A 23,175-nucleotide genomic window follows, 5' to 3' on the forward strand; every position below is an offset into this window, starting at 1 on the left:
GCATTTGGTCAATCGGCTTGATGCCCGCCTGCCAATTACCTTCGGTAAATGAGCCCTGACCTTGTTGGTCATTCTGACGACCGGCAAAATTCCATAAGAAATAACGGCCGTACATATGTCCGATCTGATAACTGAAAAAGAACTTCAGGTTATCACCAAAAGTCGGCGACTGTCCTTCCGGAATTTTTAAGTAATCACGATAATATTCGATATGTCCTTGATCCCGTGAACTGTAAACACGCGGGAAAAACATCGTTTTATCGTATTTATAGTCCATACCGTTCTCCACCTTGGTATACTTGTCTTTATCTTTTCTGTACGTATACGTAGGCTCGGCATCAACCACTTGCGCATCAAATGTAGGTCCATTCAAAAGTGGCTCACTGGCATATTGCTCACGTCCAAGATAACTCACAAAAGAAAATGCATTATCCGGATCACTGTTATTTAATGTAGGATTTGCCTTGGCGCGCACCATGATCATGGCAAAGGAACTATAACCAAAAATAATAAATGCTGCACTGATTAAGATCAGATTCAACATCGGTTTTACCTTTTTGATTGAATACCAGATACCATATACGAAAAGAGCTACCGCTAAAATCATGAATAAGTTAAATCCAGTACCGAAGCCCATGCCCAAACTATTCACAAAGAACAGATCAAAATATGCTGCCGCTTTAACGGTATATTGAATAATACCCCATAAAATTAGCGCCAAAACAACAACACCGATTAAGAAAGCTTTGATCGCCCCCGATGATGTCACTGTTTTTGAACGTTTAAAATAAATTACCAAAGCAATTGCCGGAATCACCAGAAGGTTCAGTAAGTGTACCCCGATAGAAAGCCCCATCACATAAGCGATAAAGATCAACCAGCGGTCCGAACCAGCTTCATCGGCATGATTTTCCCATTTTAGAATACCCCAAAATACGACGGCTGTACATAAAGAAGACATGGCATATACTTCGGACTCTACTGCTGAGAACCAAAAAGTATCCGTAAAAGCATAAGCCAGTGCACCAACAGCGCCCGAACCGAATATTTTGATTAAATCGGTGGATGTATATGATCCATCAACACCTTTTACAACGATTTTCTTTGCTAAAGCTGTAATTGTCCAAAATAAAAACAAAATGGTCAGACCACTACATACTGCCGATCCTACGTTCATCCAAAAAGCAATTCGTGTAACATCTCCACCAGCAAGGTTTGAGAATATATTTTGAATCATTAAGAATAAAGGTGCTCCTGGCTGGTGCACAATTTGAAGTTTAAAGGCTGAAGCGATAAACTCGCCACAGTCCCACCAACTCGTCGATCGTTCGGCAGTCATGACATATGCTACTGTTGCAATGAGCGCACATATCCATCCTAAAAGATTGTTGATTTTAGTATAGTTCATAAAATGATAACTGTAAAAAGTATTATTAATACGGCTCGAAAATAAGGATAAGTTAATAAGAAATGAACTTTATTCTGATTTTTTAACACATATTAATTGAAAAAATTTCATTACGCGATCCAATATTGGCTGAAAGGAAAGCATTCCCAAAAGCACGCATGTATTTTGGGGGGCCAACATCTCGATAAAAAAGCTTAGCGCGCATATCTTTTCAAATCAAAACAAAAATTATTTCTTTGAAAATCAGCCCTAATACACTTTTAAGTTCATTTTTATTTGCAGAAATAAGAATAGTCCGTATATTTGCATCATCAAATGTGAACGACATCATCACGATAACGAACACAATTGAATTGTTTGTCCGATAGTATAAGGGTAGTACGACAGTTTTTGGTTCTGTTTGTCTTGGTTCGAATCCAGGTCGGACAACAAACAATAGAAAAGGCTTGCAATCGCAAGCCTTTTCTGCGTTATATGCAAGGCTTATTATTTATGAAAGGGTTTAGATTTTTTTTAATTTGAATTTTGATTTTTAAAACAAATCTCTATCTTTGCGTCGTCAAAAAGAAAAAGACGGAAACGTTGACTTTTTAGAGACATTGTCCGATAGTATAAGGGTAGTACGACAGTTTTTGGTTCTGTTTGTCTTGGTTCGAATCCAGGTCGGACAACTTTTAAAGTTAAGAGTATATGGATTGTGCAAACAATCCATTTTTTTTAATGTTTAACTTTAAAAAATATTAGGGAATAAAAATATTGAATAAACGACAATACAATAACCCAACATAAATATACAAAACCATGCCTTTGCAATTCAACACGGTTAAACTATTTGCAGGTTCTGGCACTACAGAACTGGCTGAAAAAATCGCACAATCTTACGGGAAACCTCTAGGAGACAAAACATTATCGCGTTTTAGCGACGGTGAGATTCAACCATTCTACAATGAATCTGTACGTGGAGCCGATGTATTTATCATCCAATCTACCAACCAACCTACCGACAATCTTTTTGAATTATTGTTGATGACAGATGCTGCAAAGAGAGCCTCAGCGCACTACATTACAGCGGTGGTCCCCTATTTCGGTTTCGCAAGACAAGATCGAAAAGACAAACCAAGAGTTGCCATTGGCGCAAAAATGATTGCCAATCTGTTGACAGCAGCTGGGATTCACCGTATCATGACAATGGATTTACATGCCGCACAAATCCAAGGTTTTTTCGATATCCCTGTTGATCACCTCGATGGCTCCATTATTTTTGTTCCCTACATCAAATCCCTAAAACTCCCTAACTTGACAATTGCATCACCGGATATGGGTGGATCATACAGAGCGCGTACTTTTGCTAAATTCTTCAATGCAGAAGTGATCATCTGTGACAAACGCCGTAAACGTGCAAATGAAATTGAATCAATGTCTATCATTGGTGATGTAACGGATCAGGATGTTGTATTGATCGACGATATCTGTGACACAGCCGGCACACTTTCAAAAGCTGCGGCTTTGATCATGGAAAATGGTGCGAGATCCGTAAGAGCGGTCTGTACACACGCGGTGTTATCCGGCAAAGCTTATGAAACAATTGAAAACTCCGTGTTATCAGAAATGATCGTAACAGATACCATTCAATTGGATCCAGAAAAAGCAAAACAATCCACAAAAATTAAAGTATTGTCTACAGCTGATCTGTTTGCAAAAGCAATCACCAGCGTCAACCAACATACATCTATCTCTGATTTATTTGACGTCGAATAGTCTTTTTTAGTATAGCGTATTGAGATATTAGTATTTAGACTCTGGTATGATAAGCCTTCGGCCGAAATACTGGAGTCTTTTTCTTTCCCCCTCAATATCAGCAGTTTTTTTTGATAATACCAAAATTTAAATTATCTTTGCACCTCAAAATTTATAAAAATTAAAAGATGAAATCAATTGCTATTAGCGGTTCTGTAAGACAGAACGTAGGGAAAAGAGATGCAAAAGAATTACGTTACCAAGGTTTAGTACCGGCAGTACTTTACGGAGGTAAAGAACAAACTGCTCTTTCTGTATCCGCAGCTGATTTGAAACCAGTTCTTTACACTGCTGACGTTGTAATCGTAGAATTAAACGTTGACGGTCAAACAAAAAGAGCTATCGTTCAAGACGCACAATTCCACCCATTGACAGACCTAGTTACTCACGTTGACTTTTTAGAATTATTTGATGACAAAGAAGTGTCTTTAAATATTCCTATCAAATTAACAGGAACATCTCCAGGTGTTAAAATGGGGGGTAAATTAGTTCAAAAATTACGCAATTTACGCGTAAAAGCATTACCTGCTAACTTGCCACAAGAAATTGAAGTACCAATGGAATCTTTAGAAGTTGGTAAATCATACCGTGTAGCTCAAGTTCAATTGGACAACGCAAAAGTATTGAACAATGCTGACGATACAATCGTATCCGTTATCATGTCACGTGCATTGCGTCAAGCTGAACAAGAAGCAGCTAAAGCAGCTAAAGGTGGTAAAAAATAATCTGAACAAGATTCTTAAAATACTACAGAAAGCACCGAAATTCGGTGCTTTTTTGTTTATTAAATTTTTATTTTTGCGTCATGAATTATCTTATCGTTGGATTGGGAAATATCGGTAGTGAATATGCCGATACGCGGCACAATATTGGTTTTATGGTTGCCGACGAGCTCGTTAAACAAGCTGGCGCTAGTTTCTCCCTGCTAAAATTAGCCTATTATAGCGAATTTAAACAGCGAGGGCACAATGTAACCGTCATCAAGCCGACTACCTATATGAACCTCAGTGGCAAAGCGGTCAATTATTATATGCAGCAATGTAAAGTACCTATCCAGAATGTACTGGTGATCGTTGACGATCTGGCCATTCCCTTCGGTTCTTTACGTATGAAGCCTAAAGGCAGCAGCGCTGGCCACAATGGACTTAAGTCCATCGAGCAACTTTGTGGGGGACAGGTATACCCTCGCCTACGTTTTGGTATCGGAGATAATTATCCCAAAGGCAGACAGGTGGACTATGTCCTTGGTCCCTTCGATAAAGAAGAACAGGCGGAACTTCCGGCATTGATAGACCATTCCGTTAAGATGATCCAAAGCTTTGTTAATATTGGCATTGAGTTGACGATGACGAACCTCAATACAAAATAACCATCAATTATTTAATTTTAGTTTTATAATACAAAGTAGTTCTATTCAAAAAACTAATAGATTTTTGAATAGAACTATAAAATACAAACTTCACCTCCTAGTACTTTTCGATCCTGATAGGATTACTTCTGTTGATTTTCCCGTACATTATTTTGGCCATCAAATCCTACTTCATGTTTCTTATTCAAAATATTCATTTGTTCGGCCTGTATCTTTCTATCTAAATCTGACAATTTCTCTGGGTACTTTGCGGCATAGGCTTTGGTTACTATCTTTACAATACCATTCCCTCCCCTATCACCATACATCTCTGTCAACGAATTATTTTTATTGATTGATACCGAAAGAATGTTTGAAGAATTCAAATTCCCTAGATCAAACTGGCTATTTTTAAGTTCTCCATCAACAACAAACAATGGTTTTTCTTTTCCCGATAAACCACGGATCCGGACGCCATTGATATTCCCTGGTTCTCCCTCTACCCTCGCGTATGTTGCCGTTTGTGCTACATATTTCGCAGTTTTCCCTGGGCTATCGTTTTGGGCCGCTTTTCCCTCAAACGTTATTGTTTTAGCATCATTCCCCTTATTACCCTTTTTATACCCCACTACCGTAATTACCCGCTCATCAGGGCTATTTTCAGATTTGAGTTCCTTAGCAGCTTTACTAACTTTATCCGGATTTTCCTTTGCCCATTTTTTTGTGGTCACTTCAATAACACCATTTTTCCCTTCTTCACCATATTTTGCCCAAGCAGAGCCATCCTTAATAACATGAATACTTTCAATATTATTTTGATCCATATCTCTCATTTCCCCCGAACTTATTCGTGCACCATCAACCACATACAGAATATTAGCAGGATACTTGATCACTGCGGCCTTAGCTTTACTAACGGAGTCCTGTCTGACAAAGAGACCTGTCACTTTTCCTTGAAGTTTGCCAGTACTACTTCCTGTTTTGGTAGTGATCAACAAGACACCATTTTCACCCTTCTCACCATAGATTGCTGTAGCAGATTTATCTTTTAATACTGATATTGATTCAATCCGCTCTGGAGCAATTGCATCTAGTTCTTCTTTACTAATAACTTCCCCATCCACCACAAACAGCGGATTACCAGTCGCATCAGAAGCGCCTTTGATTTTCAAAGAACCAATCTGACCGCTCCATACGGTAGTCCCCTTCGACCGGCGAGTTGTATCTATCTTAATCGTATCCGTACCGTGGGCTTCCTTGAGTACTTTTCCCGCTTCACTGGCCATCTTGACCGATAGTGGATCACCCTGCTGTGAACCTGCAGCTAATTTCAAAAGCGTAGTCTCATTTGCCTTTTCAACGACATCTTCGATATTACCCTCCGCTTTGCTTACGGTAAATGCAGCTCCCGTTAGTAAAAATACGGGCAAAAGAAAGGCATATTTACTCAGTTCTATCTTGGATGACCTCTTCTTATTCATCATCATAATGCGACGTTTTAATAGTTTAAAATTAAATTGATTGCTCAACCCGATTGAAGTGCCCTTTTTGGACACATTCAACAGGCTATATTGGTACGTCTGTTTGTCAATTCCTTTATTGAGCACCTGTTGATCAGTCAGAAACTCCAAATTTTGGCGAATGGCTCTGCGCATGAACCAGACGAAAGGATTGTACCAACAGCACACCAATATGATTTCAAACAGTAAAATATCCAAGCTGTGAAGGCCTTTCACATGAATATCCTCATGCTTAAAAATATCTTTCAGTTCAGCATCCATATGCTGTCCCTTATTGACATAAATTTTATTCAAAAACGAAAATGGCACAATAGGGATAAACACATTCCTAAAAAAATACGTCTTCCACTGATCGGCTTTGGAATGCAGATGAACTCTTAAGAGGCTGAATAACTGGAAAACAAATTTCAACAATAGAAATGCCGCACCCAACATAAAAACGAACTCTACCAACCCACCCAGCGTCAACCGTTCCTGCATATCCTGTTCTTCCATATAAAATGAAATCTGCTCACCCACCAGCCCCACGTCTAATCCACCTCGTACAAAAAGCGATTTTAAATCCAAAAACGGATATATAAAAGCAAATAATCCACCTGTTAAAAAGTATGCTCTATTCAATGAATAGAAGGTTAAGCCTTTCAATAGCCCAACATAACCCAAGTAGATGATGCTCAACAGCAGATTGACTTGTATAATATAGGTCAGCAGATTTTCCATCGTATTAAGATTTGTTATTTTTAATCATATCCATAATCTCCTTGAGCTCGTCCTCGGTTAGCTTTTCCTCTTTCACGAAAAAAGAAACCATCTCTTTATATGAATTTTTGAAATAATCACCTACAAAAGAGTTCATAAATTTCGCCTTATAATCCTGCTCACTGACCATAGGTTCGTAACGTTTTGCATTGGCATAACGCACAGCTTTCACAAAGTCCTTGCGCTCCAAATTTTTTACAGTTGAAGCTAAAGTTGTATAAGGCATCTTCTCCCCTTTAATGTTATCTAGAATCTCTTTGATAAAACCTCCATTTAGGCTCCAGATAGATTGCATTGCCTGTTCCTCTTGTGCTGTTAACTTTTCCATATCTAAATTCTTTCTTTACTAATCTTTCACTAATCTACGAATTATTCGTAAATACCAAAAATATTTTACATTTTTTAATTGTATCCTCATCAACAACATCTAAAGCCCCGATTCTTTGTAACGTTACAATATGAATCAATATTTGACATATTTAAAATCAATCCTATCGAATATAAGATGACTGGCCGAAAATTTGTTATACCTTGTTTTTTATTTTAACTTTCGACTGTATATTATTTTATTTTCGCTACTTGACCGGCAGTATTATGATCAAAACATACATGCCTTTCTGTGCTAGAAATGAAACTTTAAACAGGAGTAATTCAAAACAAATACAACAAAATATAAATGGCTAAAAGCATCAAAGCGATCAAATGCCCGCATTGTGGCAGCATAAAAGTCAGCACAATACGTCCCGACTATTACAAATGTGATAGTTGCGGAACCGAGTTTTTTTTAGATAGTGATGACATCAACATCAATCACAATTACAACTACCCACGCAACAATACCGATCAATATAAAGCTATCCGAATCGTATTGTTTGCTGTTGTGGGCTTTATTGCACTCATGTTCATTATTGGTGTATTGAGTTCTATATTCTCTAAAAAATCAGAACCAAATTATTCGACTTATAGTTCGTCCAACACTGCAGAGAAAAAAGAAGAAGCCGAACCGCTGGAGTGGAATTACGCAAGCAATACATTATTTCTGGACAAAGATAACTCTCCACACGTCGTCGTCGTGGGCAATGTCGGAACTTCCAGGAACCGATTTGATGAAGGCAAAGACAACAAAGTATATATCGGATTATTTGACCCCAAAACTGGCAAAAAGGAATGGGTAAAGCAGCTGATGGAAACTCCCGTCGAGTTATCAAGTAGCGACGTTAATTTACAGGTATTTGAAGACCAAAACCTTTACATCATCATCAAATCTAAGTATATCTATCAATTGGACAAAAATAGTCTAACCTACAAAAGTGTCCTTGAAAATTACGTCAAAGATGCTCCGGCACTCAGCACCGGTATTGCCAAAGTTGAATTTAAATACGAAGATTATGGTTCTGCCTATCAGATTATGAACAATGAAGGGCAAAATATCGCCTATTACCCTTTAATCAATAAATCAATACCGGATAAGCAGCTTTACGATGAACGGAGGAAAAAACTCCCTAATCCAACGACAAAAACGGAATTCACTTTTTCAAGTAAATCCAGCTCCTATCCAGAGGAAAAAATTCAGTTAATTCAATACACATATTACTATCAATATGGCTACCCCAGAGATAGCCCTCGCTTTTCCTGGGATAAAGATTTTGGTGGATCGGGTATTTTTACCGACCGCGATCCCTACAAAAAGGTACTGATCAATCCATGGCAAATTAAAGGAGCCCGTCTGATTAGTTTTAAAGACTTTACACCGGGTCGGCTCTATTTTCAGCCTGTCGTGGTTGCTCAGAATGACAAAACGCTTCTGATCGCGTACAAACCAACACCTGCGGAAGATGATCCGCTACAGATCCAACTTTTGGATATATCGACCGGTGCGATACAGAAAACAGTCGCCACAGACCTTAAATCCATTTATGGAAATGGCTGTCTACTCAAAGACGGTTTTATTGTAAAAGGTTCGAGCGACTATTACTATTTTGATAATAGTGGAAAACAAATCAATAAATTCGAAGGGTATAATCCCAAATTCGACACATTAAATTAAATATTATGGGACTATTCAATCTTTTTAACAACCAATTATCCGAGGTCATTGAGTGGAAAAATCAAGACCCTCGTGTATTATGGTATAAATTTCCTTCCGAAAGGAATGAAATTAAGAATTCCAGTAAACTTATTCTTGCCCCGGGACAGGGCTGTATCCTTGTCTATGAAGGAAAAGGCGAAAACCTCCTTACGGAGGCAGGTACCTATAATTTAAAAACGGATAACCATCCTTTCTTCACCACATTAGCGCGATTAAGACAAAATTTCGAGTCAGAGCATAAGCTTTATATTTATTTCTTCCGTACGGCCGCCATTGTCAATCAATCCTGGGGAACGGGAAACCCGATCAAATATATTGACCCGCAATATAATCTGCCCGTGGAAATAGGCTTGAACGGTACTTTTTCTTACGTCATCAAAGAGCCGGTACATTTCTATAAAAATATCGTCGCCAATCAAAACACAGTTAGCACGGCAGCCATTCAAGATATTATTAACAACAGGATTCCACAACAGATTGTCGCACAGATTGCCCAGAAGAAATTAGGTTATAACGAAATCGATAGTCAGCTGCCTATTTTGTCCACGGATATCAAAACAGCGGTTGAACAGGATTTTAAAGATCTTGGTTTAGATATTACAGATTTTAAGATCTTGGGAACCCAATTTGACTCAAACACACAACGTCGAATTGGTGAAATTGCTGACTTGACGACACAAAATCAAGCTGCACAGCAAGCAGGTTTGAGCTATGTGGAATTGGAAAAATTACGCGCGCTCCGGGATGCCGCTAAAAATGAAGGTGGACTGGCAGGCATTGGTGCACAACTTGGTGTGGGCATGGAGCTGGGCAAACAATTTGATCTACAAAAAGAAGAGATCAAAGACAATATACAAGCAGAAGGAGATTTTGTCGAAAAACTGCAAAAACTACAATTGCTACTGCGCGAAAACATTATTACACAGGACGAATTCGACGCGCTCAAAAAACAGATTCTTAACAAAATATAACCCATCATGAAATACATCTTTGGCATATTATTCACCCTGGTTATCCTATTCGTCGCCACCTATTTTCTATTGGGGCTCTGGGGTATCCATTTCCTGGATGCTGAAAATTTCAGCAAAATCCTATGGACAACAGGAATTTTAACGTTAACATCTATTATTTTGGTATGCTTCGTCATCCTACCTTTTTTTGGCTCGGGCAAAAACGGGAAATATGAAGATAAGGGAAAAGTCGCTCAGCGAAAAATAGATTAATATTTCGGGACATAATAAGATAGTGTTAAATTTGAATAAACTATTTGCGTATTTAAGTAAATAGTTATTCAATATTATCCAAAATGACGTAATGATGTCATTTAAATTCCAAAAGAACTTTCAGTTTTAAATATCAAATAGTTAAATTTGTGAGATTAGCATACAAATCAGATATAAGATAATATATAAACATGTCAGATAAAGCATCTATAAATTTAGACGGCACTTCTTATGACCTTCCGGTCATTGTCGGTACTGAAAATGAAAAAGCAGTTGATATTTCCAAATTAAGAGATCTAAGTGGATTTATTACGTTAGACCCGGGATACAAAAACACGGGTGCAACAAAAAGTGCGATTACTTTCCTTGACGGTGAAACAGGTATATTGAGATATAGAGGATATCCAATTGAGCAATTGGCAGAGAAATCGACTTTCCTGGAAGTTGCTTATTTACTTATCTATGGAGAGCTTCCTAAAAAAGAGGTATTGGAAAAATTCAGAGCTGACATTAAAAAGCAAATGATGATTCACGAAGACATGAAAAATTTCTTCGCTGGATTTCCTTCCAAATCCCACCCAATGGGCCAACTTTCTTGTTTAGTAGGCGCCTTATCTGCATTTTACCCTGAATCCTTAAATCCAAACCTAACAGACGAAGAAGAAGATCAAACGATCATCAATCTTTTGGCCAAAATGCCAACGATCGTTTCCTGGATTCAAAAGAAATCACTAGGTCATCCGGTCGTTTATCCTAAAAATAACTTAGGTTACATAGATAACTTCTTAAACATGTTATTCGGCGAGGTTAACGACGAAAAAACATTCGATCCTGTTGTGATTGATGCCATGCACAAATTGCTTATTTTACATGCTGATCACGAACAAAACTGTTCTACATCAACAGTTCGTATCGTAGGTTCATCTAATGCCAACCTTTATGCATCTGTTGCCTCGGGTATCAATGCCTTGTGGGGCCCGCTGCATGGCGGTGCTAACCAAGCCGTAATTGAAATGCTTGAAGCGATCAAAAATGATGGTGGTGATGCAGAAAAATACCTCGCAAAAGCAAAAGACAAAAATGACCCGTTCCGTTTAATGGGATTCGGTCACCGTGTATACAAAAACTTCGATCCACGTGCTAAAATCATCAAAAAAGCATGTGATGATATTTTAGAAAAATTAGGCGTTCAGGATCCCGTATTGGACATCGCCAAAAAACTTGAAGAAGCAGCATTAAATGATCAATACTTTATCGATAGAAAACTTTATCCAAACGTCGATTTCTATTCAGGTATTATCTACCGTGCATTAGGCTTTAAAGCAGATATGTTTACCGTGTTATTTGCGTTGGGTCGTCTTCCGGGATGGATCGCACAATGGAAAGAAATGCGTGAAAACAAAGAGCCAATCGGCCGTCCAAGACAAGTGTATGTTGGACATACAGAACGTAATTACGTTGAGTTCTCAAATCGTTAATTCGATTTATCAGCATAAAAAAAGCATCCTTAGGGATGCTTTTTTTATGCTGATAAGGCTTACTCAAGCAAAATCTTCATACTCAAATCTAAATACTGATATCCCCAATATGTCACGATAATCTACTTGTTTAGTATATTTTAATTTTTCCCTATCGAAATTCCCTGTTTTTCGTTAAGTTTGCGTATTCATTGGTCGCTTATTAAAAATCATTATAAATAAGACTTGATAGATACAATACTACATATCTTGGTTCCAATTGCTATTTTCACCTTTATAGCAGCATTTACCTTATTTGCAGTATATGCCGAGCGTAAGATTGCGGGATTTGTCCAAGATCGTCTCGGACCAATGGAAACCGGAAAATATGGTAGCCTACAGACGATAGCGGATATCCTTAAATTACTTCAAAAAGAATTAATAACACCCACATTAGCCGACAAAATTCTCTTTAGAATTGCCCCAATCATTATTTTTGTGGCTGTTTTCACCGGGTTTTCGGTCATTCCTTGGGCCAAAGATTTTATTCCGGCGAATACACATACCGGATTATTCTTTATTATGGCCATCATCTCCATTGACGCATTGGGGATTTTGATGGCTGGATGGGGATCGAACAACAAATATTCCCTACTGGGGTCCATGCGTGCAATCGCCCAAATGGTTTCCTATGAAATACCCGTTGGACTCTCCCTGATTACTGTCGTGATGTTAACACAGACTTTAAATCTCAACGAAATCGCAATCGGCCAAGGCATTCTGACCAACGGAAGTATTAAATTTTTAGGGTTTTGGGAAGTTAATGAGATAGGCGGCATTTTCGCCTGGAATATTTTTCAGGCCCCCCACTTAATTGTAACCTATATCATATTCTTTATCGCAACACTTGCCGAATGTAACCGAGCGCCATTCGATATTCCCGAAGCGGAATCTGAACTGGTTGGTGGTTTCCATACAGAATATGGCGGGATACAATTTGCCTTTATCTTCCTGGCCGAATATGCCATGATGTTTTTGGTGGCTATGTTGGGTGTAGTCCTGTTTCTGGGTGGCTGGAATACACCGCTCCCTAATATCGGCGCAGTACGATTGGCAGACTGGACAACAGGCCTTGTCTGGGGAATCTTTTGGACCTTAGCCAAATCCTTATTTATCGTCGGCATACAAATGTGGATCCGGTGGACCTTACCCCGATTACGTGCAGATCAATTGATGAGCTTATGCTGGAAGGTATTGACCCCGTTAGCTTTTGTTTGCATGGCCATTTCCGCCATTTGGAGAATTTTAATTATAGCATAAGATATGATATTTAAAACGGCTTCCCACGCATTTCGTACAGCAATCAAAGGACTATCTTTGACTGTGAAGCACTTGTTTGGCGCTCGACGTTCGCGTCAGGAATTGAATATCAAAAACGATAATTACTTTGACCATCAGGAGGGCATTGTCACCGTACAATACCCCGCTGAAAAAATGCCTATTCCCGAAGTTGCCCGTTATCAATTGCAAGTGGATATTGACGATTGCATCGTATGTGATCTCTGTGCCAAAGCATGTCCGGTAGATTGCATTGAAATTGAGGCGATCAAATCGCCGGAAGCGATCGGAAAAACTTCAGACGGTAGCGTCAAACGGTTATATCCGGCCAAATTCAATATTGATATGGCCAAATGTATGTACTGTGGCCTATGTACTGTTGTCTGCCCTACCGAATGTATTGTCATGACCAACGAATATGATCGCAGCTCGCAGAAGTTGACCGATCTGATCTACGGATTTTCGGACATGACCGACGAACAAGTTGCGCAGCGCAAAGCCGAATGGACGCAGTTTCAAGCTGAAAAGGAGGCAGCAAAGCAAAAATAAGAACATGGAAATTATTTTATTTTATGCCTTCGCTGTACTGGCGATCGGATCTGCGCTACTATTGGTCAATCTTAAAAATATAGCCCGCGCCCTATTTTTATTTTTTATCGTCCTCTTTGCCATGGCAGGCCTTTACCTCTTTGCCTTAGCCGATTTTGTCGCAATCACGCAGATCATGGTCTATGTGGGGGGTGTATTAATTCTGATGTTATTTGCCTTTATGCTTTCCAACAAAGAACTTCTGAAAGATCTTCAGGACAGCAGTGGCTCTTTTCTCAGTATGCCGCGATGGCAGGCCATTGTATTAACCTTAGGTTTTCTGACCCTCATGATTTTCGGAATACGGGAATGGCAGCAGTCACCGCCGACATGGATTCAGCAGGCTAGGGAAAATAATACCGAGATTATTTCAACAGATAATAATATTCAACAAATCGGATTACGATTTATGACCTTCTATGTATTGCCATTTGAAGTCATATCAGTTTTTTTGATGATGGCACTTATCGGAGCATCGCATTTATCCAGAAAGGAGCGCAATAGATGATCACACTAACACATTTTTTGGTTGTTAGTGCCTGCATATTCTGTATTGGCCTTTATACCGTGCTTTCAAAGAAAAATGCCATTATGATCTTAGTAGGTATTGAACTGATGATTAATGCAGCTATTCTAAACTTTGTAGCTTTTGGTAAATACGATAAAGTGAGTTATGGCGGACAGATTTTTGCCTTATTCGCCATTGTCCTTGCTGCTGCTGCGGTTGCAGTTGGATTAGCATTGGTCCTGAATGTCTATAGACACTATAAAACCATCAATCCGGATGAAATAAAAGAATTAAAAGATAAGTAAGAATTGGATCCAGTTGCCCACATATCACCCATATACACAGCGCTGTTTGCAGTAGCCGCACCATTTATTGCCTTTTTATATCAAGCGATGGCTGGCAAACGTGATCAGTCAGGGACCATCTCCCTGATCGCCATTGCATGTAGTTTTATATCCGGTGGATTCACCTGGCTGGCCATTTGGAATCATCCGATTGCGTCTGCTGAGATCAACTGGTTCACCATTGGTGCTTCTACTTTTAAGGTAGGCATCCTATTGAACAACCTGAGCGTACTTATGCTATTGCTGGTTCCCACAGTCGCCCTTCCCGTACATATCTATTCGAGAGCCTATATGAAAGGAGACCCAGGCATCCATCGTTACTGGATGTACCTTAGTCTCTTCTGTTTTGCGATGCTCGGACTGGTGATTATGGATAGCCTGTTGCTCATGTATATTTTTTGGGAATTGGTTGGTTTTGCCTCCTACCTCCTAATTGGTTTCTGGTTTACACGCGAAACGGCCGTACAGGCCAACAAGAAAGCATTTATAGTGAACCGCATCGGAGACCTCGGTTTTCTGATTGGTTTAGCAATCATATTTACGCAATTTAAAACGCTCAATCTAATTGACCTTTTTGGTGAAACCGGATTGATCTATCAGTCTGCTGTCACCAATGGACAATGGGTCTCTCCCGTGAACAGTATGGATCAGATTTGGCTCACAATAGCAGGACTGGCATTTTTCCTTGCGGCCATGGCCAAGTCAGCTCAATTTCCTTTACACGTATGGCTACCTGATGCCATGGAAGGGCCAACATCGGTATCTTCGTTGATCCATGCCGCCACCATGGTCGCAGCAGGTGTATTTTTGCTGGCAACCGTATTTCCCTTATTCAACGAAAGTGCATTGTTATTTATCGCGATCATCGGTACAGTCACCGCCGCATCCGCAGCCTATTTTGCATTAGGTCAATACGATATTAAGCGCATTTTGGCCTTTTCAACCATCTCACAATTGGGCTTTATGATGGTCGGAATCGGTATTGGAACCTGGGATGCTGCGCTGTTTCATTTGGCAACGCATGCCTTCTTTAAATGCTTATTATTCCTGTCTGCGGGAGCCATCATCCATGAGATGGCACACCTTAAAGCCCATAGTCAGCTCGACTTTGACCCGCAGGATCTTCGAAATATGGGCGGACTAAAAAAGTACATGCCCAAAACCTTTATCCTGATGAGTGTCGCATCACTGGCACTTGCGGGGTTTCCACTCACATCAGGTTATCTTTCCAAAGATAGTATCGTGATATCTTCCTTTGAATGGGCTTTATCAAAAGGTGATTTTTACCTCATTATACCTGTTAGTCTTATCATCATCAGTATACTGACCGCATTTTACATTGGTCGCTTAATCTTTAAGGCCTTTTTAGGTAATTTTCGCCTCATGGATCAGGTCAAGGACAAATTACATGGTGATCCCCTGCACGAGGCCTCAAAAACCATGTTGATTCCAATGGCCATATTAGGGCTATGCTGTCTATTCCCCCTATTTTCACTCAACCCTATTTCCTATCACGACTCCTGGTTGATGGATGGCCTTCTATCGGATGAATATACGTTTGCACCAAGTCACAGTGCACACTTGATTATTCCGTTGATCTTATTGATCGGTTCGGTCATCAGTTGGATAATAGGTTGGAAATGGTACGTACAACAAACCTATTCACTTAACACCAATAGTCTGGCGCTGAAAGCCGCGTTCAACCAAGGCTATATCAATGAACTCTATCAATGGATCTTTGTTGATGGCACACTGAAACTAGCGAAGTTCTGTTACTGGTTTGACCGTTATGTTGTGGATTCACTAGTTGCTTTTATTCAGTTTATCGTCCTATCCCTCTCCAGATTGAGCGTGTGGATAGACAAATATATTGTAGACGGTTTTATCAATGCTGTTGCTTCTGTTGCCTACTGGACCGGCAACCAGGTTCGCCTGGTACAGAACGGCAAATTACAGACTGCATTGTATTCCGTTTTTCTATTCGTTTTACTTGGTTTAATTTATCTCATATTTTTCTAGGAAATGCCTATTTTATCCTTACTGATATTTTTACCGCTTCTGGCGACGGCGTTTATCCTCGCCCTACCAACACGATACAAATCGAGTTACAAATATATTGCCTTAGCATTCACGGCCGTACAATTTGTACTTGCCGGCATATGCTATGCCCATTTTGATGCCAGCAAGACCGGCGTACAAGATCTGGCAGGATACCAATTTGTTGAACAACTTGCCTGGATTCGCTTGGACTTGGGCTCCATCGGAAAATTAGAGATCGATTACCTGATCGGGATAGATGGTATTTCCATGCCATTACTGCTGCTCAGCGCTTTTGTGATGTTGATGGCAATCGGTGCCTCCTGGAATATACAGAAAAGCCCCAAAGGATACTTCGCCTTACTTATGGTCCTCAACATGGCTGTAATGGGCATCTTTTGTGCTTTGGATTTCTTCCTGTTCTATTTATTCTATGAGGTCATGCTCTTGCCGCTCTACTTCCTGATTGGTATCTGGGGCGGGGCACGCCGTGAATATGCTGCCATAAAATTCTTTCTTTATACCCTTTTTGGTTCGGTATTTATGTTATTAATCATTGTAGGTTTATATTTTTCGGTTATCAACCCCGAAACTGGGGCACATACCTTTAATATGATCTACATGATGAATCCACAGAATTATTTAGGAGATTCAATCTTCGCCTGGGATGGCTATCAGGAAATATTGGGTGTTTCGGCCAGATTAGTTGGCTTTGTGGTGCTCTTTTTCGCTTTTGCGATCAAAGTGCCTATCGTACCGTTGCATACCTGGTTACCTGACGCACACGTCGAGGCACCGACACCAGTATCCATTATCTTAGCAGGTATCCTGTTGAAAATAGGTGGCTATGGCATTATCCGTATTTGTTATAGCATTTTTCCCGACATGGCCGCACTGTCCAATTGGTGGCTTGGACTGATCGGCGTCATCTCCATTATCTACGGGGCATTAAATGCCTTAGCTCAAAAAGATTTAAAACGGATGATTGCCTATTCATCGGTATCCCATATGGGCTTTGTATTGCTTGGTATAGCCTCATTGACAGCCGAAGGAATTTCAGGCGCCATGTTCCAAATGATTTCCCATGGTTTTCTATCGGCGGCACTTTTCTTTCTTGTCGGTGTGGTTTATGACCGTGTACATGATCGAAACATCTATAGTTTCCGAGGTTTAGCTCAGCTTATGCCTAAGTATACAGGCTATGTTGCCATTGCTTTCTTTGCTTCATTGGGCCTCCCTGGTTTCTCTGCATTTATCGGCGAAGCATTTGTTATCATCGGTTCGTTCAACGCCGCCAGTGTAGGTACAGGCCTTCCACGCTGGATGGCCTTAGCAGGTTCTATCGGTATTCTCTTGAGTGCAGCTTATCTGTTATGGACACTGCAACGGATGTTTTTTGGAGAGATCAGGCTGAAAGGAGGGGAATCTTGGGCCAATGAACTGACCGATATCAATAGTCGTGAACAGCTGATTCTATTTCCAACCTTGGCTCTTGCTCTTTTACTGGGTATAATGCCATCCTTGGTATTCAGCAACCTCAATGCAAGTGTATTGAATCTGGTCAGCTTTATCCAACAATTTATTTAATCCAGCATGCTCGCATTCAGTCCATATATCAGTTCATTTATTGATCAAATTATTGGTAGTATTCCCTATTTCAAACCGGAATTAACACTGATCATTACTTTTATAGGTACTATTATCGCCAGTCTTTTCGTTGATAAATATTGGGACAAAGCATCGTTTACGATTACAATAGCTGGATTATTGTTGAGTGGTTGTTACCTATTGGGACAAGGATTAAGCCATGTGGAGATGGTTGGATTCTTCGACATGATCCACATTGATACATTCGCAACATCGGCACGGCTGATTATCCTGCTTTCAACCCTGCTCATTACAATTTTTATTCAGCAGCGTCATCAGCATGATCGACCTCTGGGAGATTTGTATGCCGTACTCTTAACGGCGACTTTAGGGTTGAATCTTTTGACCATGTCGAGCAATTGGCTGATGATCTTCATCGCAGTAGAAACCGTATCCATCAGTTCCTATATTATGGTCGGTTATTTTTCGTCCACCAAAGCACAGTCCGAAGCAGCGATGAAATATGTACTCTTTGGATCGACCTGCGCTGCGGTTATGCTCTATGGCTTATCCTTGCTATATGGTTTCACGGGAAACTTAAATTTTGATGCGCCAAGTCATATCGCTGGTCTGATGGAGGCTCCACAGTTAATGATCAATATTGCCCTCCTTTTTCTGCTGACCGGTATTGGTTTTAAACTGAGTTTCTTTCCTTTTCACGTCTGGAGTCCCGATGTTTACCAGGGAGCACCAACAGTGATCACCACCTACCTGGCGACTGTACCGAAAATTGCCGTTGTAGTACTTCTTTCTAAGCTACTTGCAGCCTGGCTTGCTGTATCTTTTTATTTCAGCGATTTTCTGGCTTACGCGATCATCATCATTGCCATTGCAACCATGCTGATCGGTAATCTGGCAGCCCTGCGTCAACAAGATGCCAAGCGGATGATGGCCTATTCTTCTATCGGTCATACGGGCATATTGTTGATGGCGGTATTGGTCTATCAAAATAATGAATCGAATGTCTTACTATTCTATTTATCAATTTATGCCCTGATGAATATCGCTGTCTTTATCTTTATTGATAGTTTGGAAGTCAGCTTGGGCAGCACTTCGATTGACGCTTACAAAGGGTTGGGCAAGCAATCTCCCGTATTGTTCACCGCTTTTTCTTTAGTGCTAATCGCTTTGATCGGTTTGCCTCCCACCGCTGGATTTGTCGGTAAGCTCCTGATATTTTCAAAGGTATTCGAACAATATCAAAGCTTCCAATCCTTTGGCTTGCTTGCTTTATTAATCGTGGGAGCCCTAACCTCTGTGATTTCCCTATTTTATTACTTTAAAATTCCATTGAACGCATTCTTAAAAGACAGTGTGGATCCATATACAGGCAAATCCAATCCTTTGCTGCTCGGTATTGGCTTGCTGTGCACCCTTTTGGTGATCTTGCTCGGACTGTTCCCGGACACCTTGCTTTCTATTTTTTAAAATCATCACCGCTCTTTCTTCAATAGTGTGATCCATCCCTAATTTTACTGTGTTTATACAGCGCTTGTAATTAAGGATAACTCCATAATATATTTTATATTTGTACCATGATTAGTGCAATAGCAAATCCCATTTTTCAACGTGCTATCCAGGATTACCACGTATACGATCAGATTGATCATCCAATCCAGAATCCGTATGACAAACAATCCCTAGAACATCTCCTGTACTTAAAGTGCTGGATTGACACCGTACAATGGCACATGGAAGATGTTGTACGTAATCCTGCCATCGATCCCAAGGACGGATTATATTGGAAACGGCGCATCGATGAGTCTAACCAGTACCGCACGGATACGGTCGAATATATAGACAGCTACTTTTTGCAGAAATACCAAGATATCGAAGCATTGCCTTCAGCAAAGATCAATACCGAAAGTCCAGCTTGGGCCATCGACAGGTTGTCCATCCTCGCTTTAAAAATCTATCATATGGAGCAAGAAACGCTCCGTTCAGATGCCACAGAAGCGCATATCTCCGCCTGTCAGAACAAATTGAACATCTTGCTGGAGCAACGTATGGATCTTTCACAAAGTATCGACGAATTATTGACGGCTATAGAATCGGGTGAAAAATACATGAAAGTCTATAAGCAGATGAAAATGTATAACGACCCCGAACTGAACCCTGTACTTTATACATCCGGAAAATAAGGACATGCCATTGCCGCAGCGAATTATAGTAACCCGGTTTTCTGCCATGGGCGATGTCGCCATGGTGGCTTCTGTATTGAAAGAATTTTGCCAGCAGTATCCTACGGTAGAGATTATCATGGTGAGCCGTCAATTTTTTGCCCCATTTTTTGAGGGCATAAAGAATGTCAGGTTCCATTCCTTTGAGCCGAAGACAATTCATAAAGGTTTTTTTGGACTGATCCGGTTAAAAAAGGAACTGGCACAATATGGTGCTGATGCTTTAGCAGATTTACACTACAATTTACGCTCGCGCGTCCTTGCGGTGTTATTTTCGCTTGCTGGCATGAGGGTCAGACAACTGGACAAAGGCCGTGCAGAAAAAAAAGCTCTTACACGGAAGGAACATAAGGTTAAGCATCAACTGAAACTGACTGTTGAACGTTATGCCGATGTCTTTCGTGCGCTGGGGTTCCACGTTGAGCTTAGTCATAAATTGGCGCTTAATTTGCAGGATGTCCCCAAAGTAGCATTCAGCATGTTCGGTAATTTTGATCGCAAAAAAATTGGCATCGCCCCTTTTGCACAACATCGCTATAAAATCGTTTCACAGGTAAAGATGGAACAGATCATGGACTATCTGACACATCATGGATATGATGTATTGCTCTTTGGAGGCGGTAAGGAAGAATTTCAAATTGCACAAAACTGGACTGAACGTTTTCCAAACACCTATAATACGATTGGAAAATTTACTTTGCGGGAAGAACTGGATATCATATCCAATCTGGACCTGATGATCAGCATGGATTCGTCTGGGTTGCATATGGCTTCATTGATGGGCGTAAGATGCCTGTCGTTATGGGGGGCAACACATCCGTACGCAGGATTTACCGGGTATGGGCAACAAGCGGAGGACTGTATCCAAGTGGAGCATCCCAACCGCCCTAGTTCCGTGTATGGCAACAAACCTTGCGATTGTGACGGTACAGAAGCAATTGATTTAATTACACCGGAAATGGTGATCGAAAAAATAACGGAGATAAGATGAGGATAGGATTTGATGCAAAACGTTTTTTTAACAACGCATCAGGCTTGGGCAATTACAGCCGGGATCTGATACGCATTTTATCAAAGTTTGCTCCGCAAAATGACTATATCCTCTATACGCCCAGTACATCTATCGAACGCTATGCGAATCTCGTCAGTCCTGAACAGATTAAGAAACCACAGGGATATATCAACCAAAATTTCCCCAATCTCTGGCGAACCAAAAGAATAGTTTCGGATTTGAAAAGAGATCAGATCGATATTTTTCATGGTCTTTCTGGAGAAATTCCTGTCGATCTAGCTTCTGCCAAAATTAAATCGCTAGTGAGTATACACGATTTAATTTTCATGCGTTACCCTTCGCTATACCATCCGATTGACCGTTGGATCTATAAAAAGAAATTTGCCCATGCCTGTCGTCGGGCAGATAAAATTATTGCGATCAGTAAACAGACTAAAAATGATATTGTTGAATTTTTCGATATCCCGCCTGAAAAGATAGCTATCATCTATCAAGGCTGCCACGAGGCATTTAAAATAGAAAAGACGGCCATTGAAAAGGAGGCCTTGAAAAAACGCTTAGGATTACCCGATGAGTTCCTGTTGAATGTAGGAACGATAGAAGAGCGGAAAAATGCACTTTCCATTGTCAAGGCAATAGAAAATATTGACATACCTTTAGTCATAGTGGGAAAAAGCACCAAATACCAACTTCAGCTTAAAGAGTTTATTAGCAAGCATCAAATGGAGCATAGGGTCTATTTTCTTAATGGCCTGGACATGCAAGAGCTTTCTATTTTATATTCCTCAGCTATCGCATTCATCTACCCATCTATATATGAAGGATTTGGTATCCCCATTATTGAAGCGTTGTATTCAGGCACCCCTGTAATTACTACAGATTCAGGAGTTTTTCCAGAAGCAGGAGGCCCATTTTCGCAATATGTATCACCACATGACATTGAAAATATCCGCCATACAGTCAAAACGGTTATTGAGGATTCTATGCTCCGCCAAGACATGCGTATCAAAGGTCTGGATTATGTTCAAAAGTTTAATGATGAGCATTTGGCCAGTCAGTGGGCAGAGCAATACCTTATACTTTAATTTTCAGCCTTTACGACGGGAATGACTTTTTGCAGTTTCTTCCAGTGTTTAGAGCGATCCCCATAGATAAGGATCTTCCCCAATTTATACTTAAATTTCATGATGCCTTTGTAATCATCGGTATAAATGCGGTACGAGACCTCCGGATTACGCGCAATAACATTATTGATTGCCAGCGAATAAACAGTCGGACCAGTCATCGAATGCACATCGTGCGGAAATCTATTGTTTTCAATATTTTCAACAATGAGTTTGATGGTTTCTTCCAGAAAGGGGTGTCCCTTGTCAAAAATAAGCGCCCATTGCGCAAAATATTGTTGCCACTTTTTCTCCCGCGCCACTACAGCGACATCATCTGTTCGAATTACCTGATCTAATTTACCCGTAATGTCACTATCAAGATCCAAATATATACCGCCTCTAATGTACAAGATCGCATACCTAAAAAAGTCAGCCTTTGCAGCACCTATTTGAAGCCGTGAATAAGCACGATAAGTGCGTTCGTCAAAAGACTCCTTAACAAACGCATCCACCTGAGCATCATCAAAAAACTCTCTACGGTAACCTTTATTTTTTCTTAAAAATCGCCAGATATAAAATTTGGTCAATAAAGGAATTTTATTTGTCTTGAAAGTCTGGTATATAACTTTTGGAATAGCCACTTACTATATTGAATTTAAACACGTAAATAACGCTAATATAACGTCATAAAAAATAATTTGCTATTACTTTTCGTGCAAAAATAATCATATATAATTAATAAGGTTTAAGTTTTTGTATTTGATAATCGAAAATACATTTCTTTGACAATCCTCCGTAAAAAAGCATTTCCGTT

At 40.1% G+C, this 23,175-nt stretch carries 21 protein-coding genes; 17 read left to right on the forward strand and 4 right to left on the reverse strand.

Going from position 1 to position 23,175, the window contains the following annotated elements:
- On the reverse strand, positions 1-1,408 hold a 1,408-nt coding region (locus tag B4G94_RS26820), incomplete at its 3' end, for a DUF2723 domain-containing protein (protein WP_286863158.1).
- Between the two features lie 801 nt (positions 1,409-2,209).
- Here B4G94_RS26820 and B4G94_RS26825 point away from each other — a divergent pair.
- The 3 genes from B4G94_RS26825 (at position 2,210) to pth (ending at position 4,574) form a co-directional block, all read left to right on the forward strand.
- Positions 2,210-3,166, forward strand: a complete 957-nt coding sequence (locus B4G94_RS26825) for a ribose-phosphate pyrophosphokinase (protein WP_108635065.1) — start codon at positions 2,210-2,212, stop codon at positions 3,164-3,166.
- Between the two features lie 167 nt (positions 3,167-3,333).
- Positions 3,334-3,930, forward strand: a complete 597-nt coding sequence (locus B4G94_RS26830) for a 50S ribosomal protein L25 (protein WP_104383968.1) — start codon at positions 3,334-3,336, stop codon at positions 3,928-3,930.
- 80 nt (positions 3,931-4,010) lie between these two features.
- On the forward strand, positions 4,011-4,574 hold the full coding sequence (pth, locus tag B4G94_RS26835; RefSeq protein WP_075994222.1) for an aminoacyl-tRNA hydrolase: 564 nt from the start codon (positions 4,011-4,013) through the stop codon (positions 4,572-4,574).
- Between the two features lie 122 nt (positions 4,575-4,696).
- Here the strand turns inward: pth and B4G94_RS26840 are convergent, their stop codons facing one another.
- Together B4G94_RS26840 and B4G94_RS26845 are read right to left on the reverse strand one after the other, a co-directional pair.
- Positions 4,697-6,793 (reverse strand): M56 family metallopeptidase, encoded by a 2,097-nt coding sequence (locus B4G94_RS26840; RefSeq protein WP_286863159.1) that lies wholly within the window; start codon positions 6,791-6,793, stop codon positions 4,697-4,699.
- A gap of 4 nt (positions 6,794-6,797) precedes the next feature.
- Positions 6,798-7,160, reverse strand: coding sequence for a BlaI/MecI/CopY family transcriptional regulator (locus B4G94_RS26845; RefSeq protein ID WP_104383965.1), 363 nt, complete (start codon positions 7,158-7,160; stop codon positions 6,798-6,800).
- Positions 7,161-7,508: 348 nt separating this feature from the next.
- Between B4G94_RS26845 and B4G94_RS26850 the strand changes: the two genes are divergently transcribed.
- The 14 genes from B4G94_RS26850 (at position 7,509) to B4G94_RS26915 (ending at position 22,340) form a co-directional block, all read left to right on the forward strand.
- Positions 7,509-8,879 (forward strand): hypothetical protein, encoded by a 1,371-nt coding sequence (locus B4G94_RS26850; RefSeq protein ID WP_286863160.1) that lies wholly within the window; start codon positions 7,509-7,511, stop codon positions 8,877-8,879.
- A gap of 5 nt (positions 8,880-8,884) precedes the next feature.
- Positions 8,885-9,892 (forward strand): SPFH domain-containing protein, encoded by a 1,008-nt coding sequence (locus B4G94_RS26855; RefSeq protein WP_286863161.1) that lies wholly within the window; start codon positions 8,885-8,887, stop codon positions 9,890-9,892.
- 6 nt (positions 9,893-9,898) lie between these two features.
- The gene (locus B4G94_RS26860) at positions 9,899-10,144 is read left to right on the forward strand and encodes a hypothetical protein (protein WP_104383962.1); all 246 of its coding nucleotides are present in this window, start codon (positions 9,899-9,901) and stop codon (positions 10,142-10,144) included.
- Between the two features lie 191 nt (positions 10,145-10,335).
- A complete protein-coding gene (locus B4G94_RS26865; RefSeq protein WP_108635060.1) occupies positions 10,336-11,622 on the forward strand; it encodes a citrate synthase in 1,287 nt (428 codons plus the stop codon).
- Between the two features lie 225 nt (positions 11,623-11,847).
- Positions 11,848-12,921, forward strand: coding sequence for an NADH-quinone oxidoreductase subunit NuoH (gene nuoH / locus B4G94_RS26870; RefSeq protein WP_165309118.1), 1,074 nt, complete (start codon positions 11,848-11,850; stop codon positions 12,919-12,921).
- A gap of 3 nt (positions 12,922-12,924) precedes the next feature.
- Positions 12,925-13,488: a NuoI/complex I 23 kDa subunit family protein gene (locus tag B4G94_RS26875; protein WP_104383959.1), complete on the forward strand. Its 564-nt coding sequence runs from the start codon at positions 12,925-12,927 to the stop codon at positions 13,486-13,488.
- Between the two features lie 4 nt (positions 13,489-13,492).
- Positions 13,493-14,035, forward strand: coding sequence for an NADH-quinone oxidoreductase subunit J (locus tag B4G94_RS26880; protein WP_108635058.1), 543 nt, complete (start codon positions 13,493-13,495; stop codon positions 14,033-14,035).
- The gene (nuoK, locus tag B4G94_RS26885) at positions 14,032-14,340 is read left to right on the forward strand and encodes an NADH-quinone oxidoreductase subunit NuoK (protein ID WP_108635057.1); all 309 of its coding nucleotides are present in this window, start codon (positions 14,032-14,034) and stop codon (positions 14,338-14,340) included. Before B4G94_RS26880 ends, nuoK begins: the two co-directional genes overlap by 4 nt.
- 3 nt (positions 14,341-14,343) lie before the next feature.
- The gene (locus tag B4G94_RS26890) at positions 14,344-16,398 is read left to right on the forward strand and encodes an NADH-quinone oxidoreductase subunit L (protein WP_286863163.1); all 2,055 of its coding nucleotides are present in this window, start codon (positions 14,344-14,346) and stop codon (positions 16,396-16,398) included.
- Positions 16,399-16,401: 3 nt separating this feature from the next.
- Positions 16,402-18,003, forward strand: coding sequence for a complex I subunit 4 family protein (locus tag B4G94_RS26895; RefSeq protein ID WP_165309120.1), 1,602 nt, complete (start codon positions 16,402-16,404; stop codon positions 18,001-18,003).
- Between the two features lie 6 nt (positions 18,004-18,009).
- Complete coding sequence (locus B4G94_RS26900; RefSeq protein ID WP_286863164.1) at positions 18,010-19,491, forward strand: NADH-quinone oxidoreductase subunit N; 1,482 nt, start codon at positions 18,010-18,012, stop codon at positions 19,489-19,491.
- A 107-nt stretch (positions 19,492-19,598) separates the two neighbouring features.
- Positions 19,599-20,204, forward strand: a complete 606-nt coding sequence (locus tag B4G94_RS26905; RefSeq protein ID WP_286863165.1) for a DUF4254 domain-containing protein — start codon at positions 19,599-19,601, stop codon at positions 20,202-20,204.
- Between the two features lie 4 nt (positions 20,205-20,208).
- The gene (locus B4G94_RS26910; RefSeq protein WP_286863166.1) at positions 20,209-21,234 is read left to right on the forward strand and encodes a glycosyltransferase family 9 protein; all 1,026 of its coding nucleotides are present in this window, start codon (positions 20,209-20,211) and stop codon (positions 21,232-21,234) included.
- Entirely contained in the window at positions 21,231-22,340 is a 1,110-nt protein-coding gene (locus tag B4G94_RS26915) for a glycosyltransferase family 4 protein (protein ID WP_286863167.1), read from the forward strand. Before B4G94_RS26910 ends, B4G94_RS26915 begins: the two co-directional genes overlap by 4 nt.
- On the opposite strand, the gene B4G94_RS26920 is transcribed toward B4G94_RS26915, so the two are convergent.
- A complete protein-coding gene (locus B4G94_RS26920) occupies positions 22,337-22,948 on the reverse strand; it encodes a glycosyltransferase family 32 protein (RefSeq protein WP_241254849.1) in 612 nt (203 codons plus the stop codon). The two genes, B4G94_RS26915 and B4G94_RS26920, sit on opposite strands and share 4 nt — an antisense overlap.
- Positions 22,949-23,175 lie beyond the last annotated feature (227 nt).

Source organism: Sphingobacterium sp. UBA7625 (assembly GCF_002484085.1).
Lineage (GTDB): Bacteria > Bacteroidota > Bacteroidia > Sphingobacteriales > Sphingobacteriaceae > Sphingobacterium > Sphingobacterium athyrii.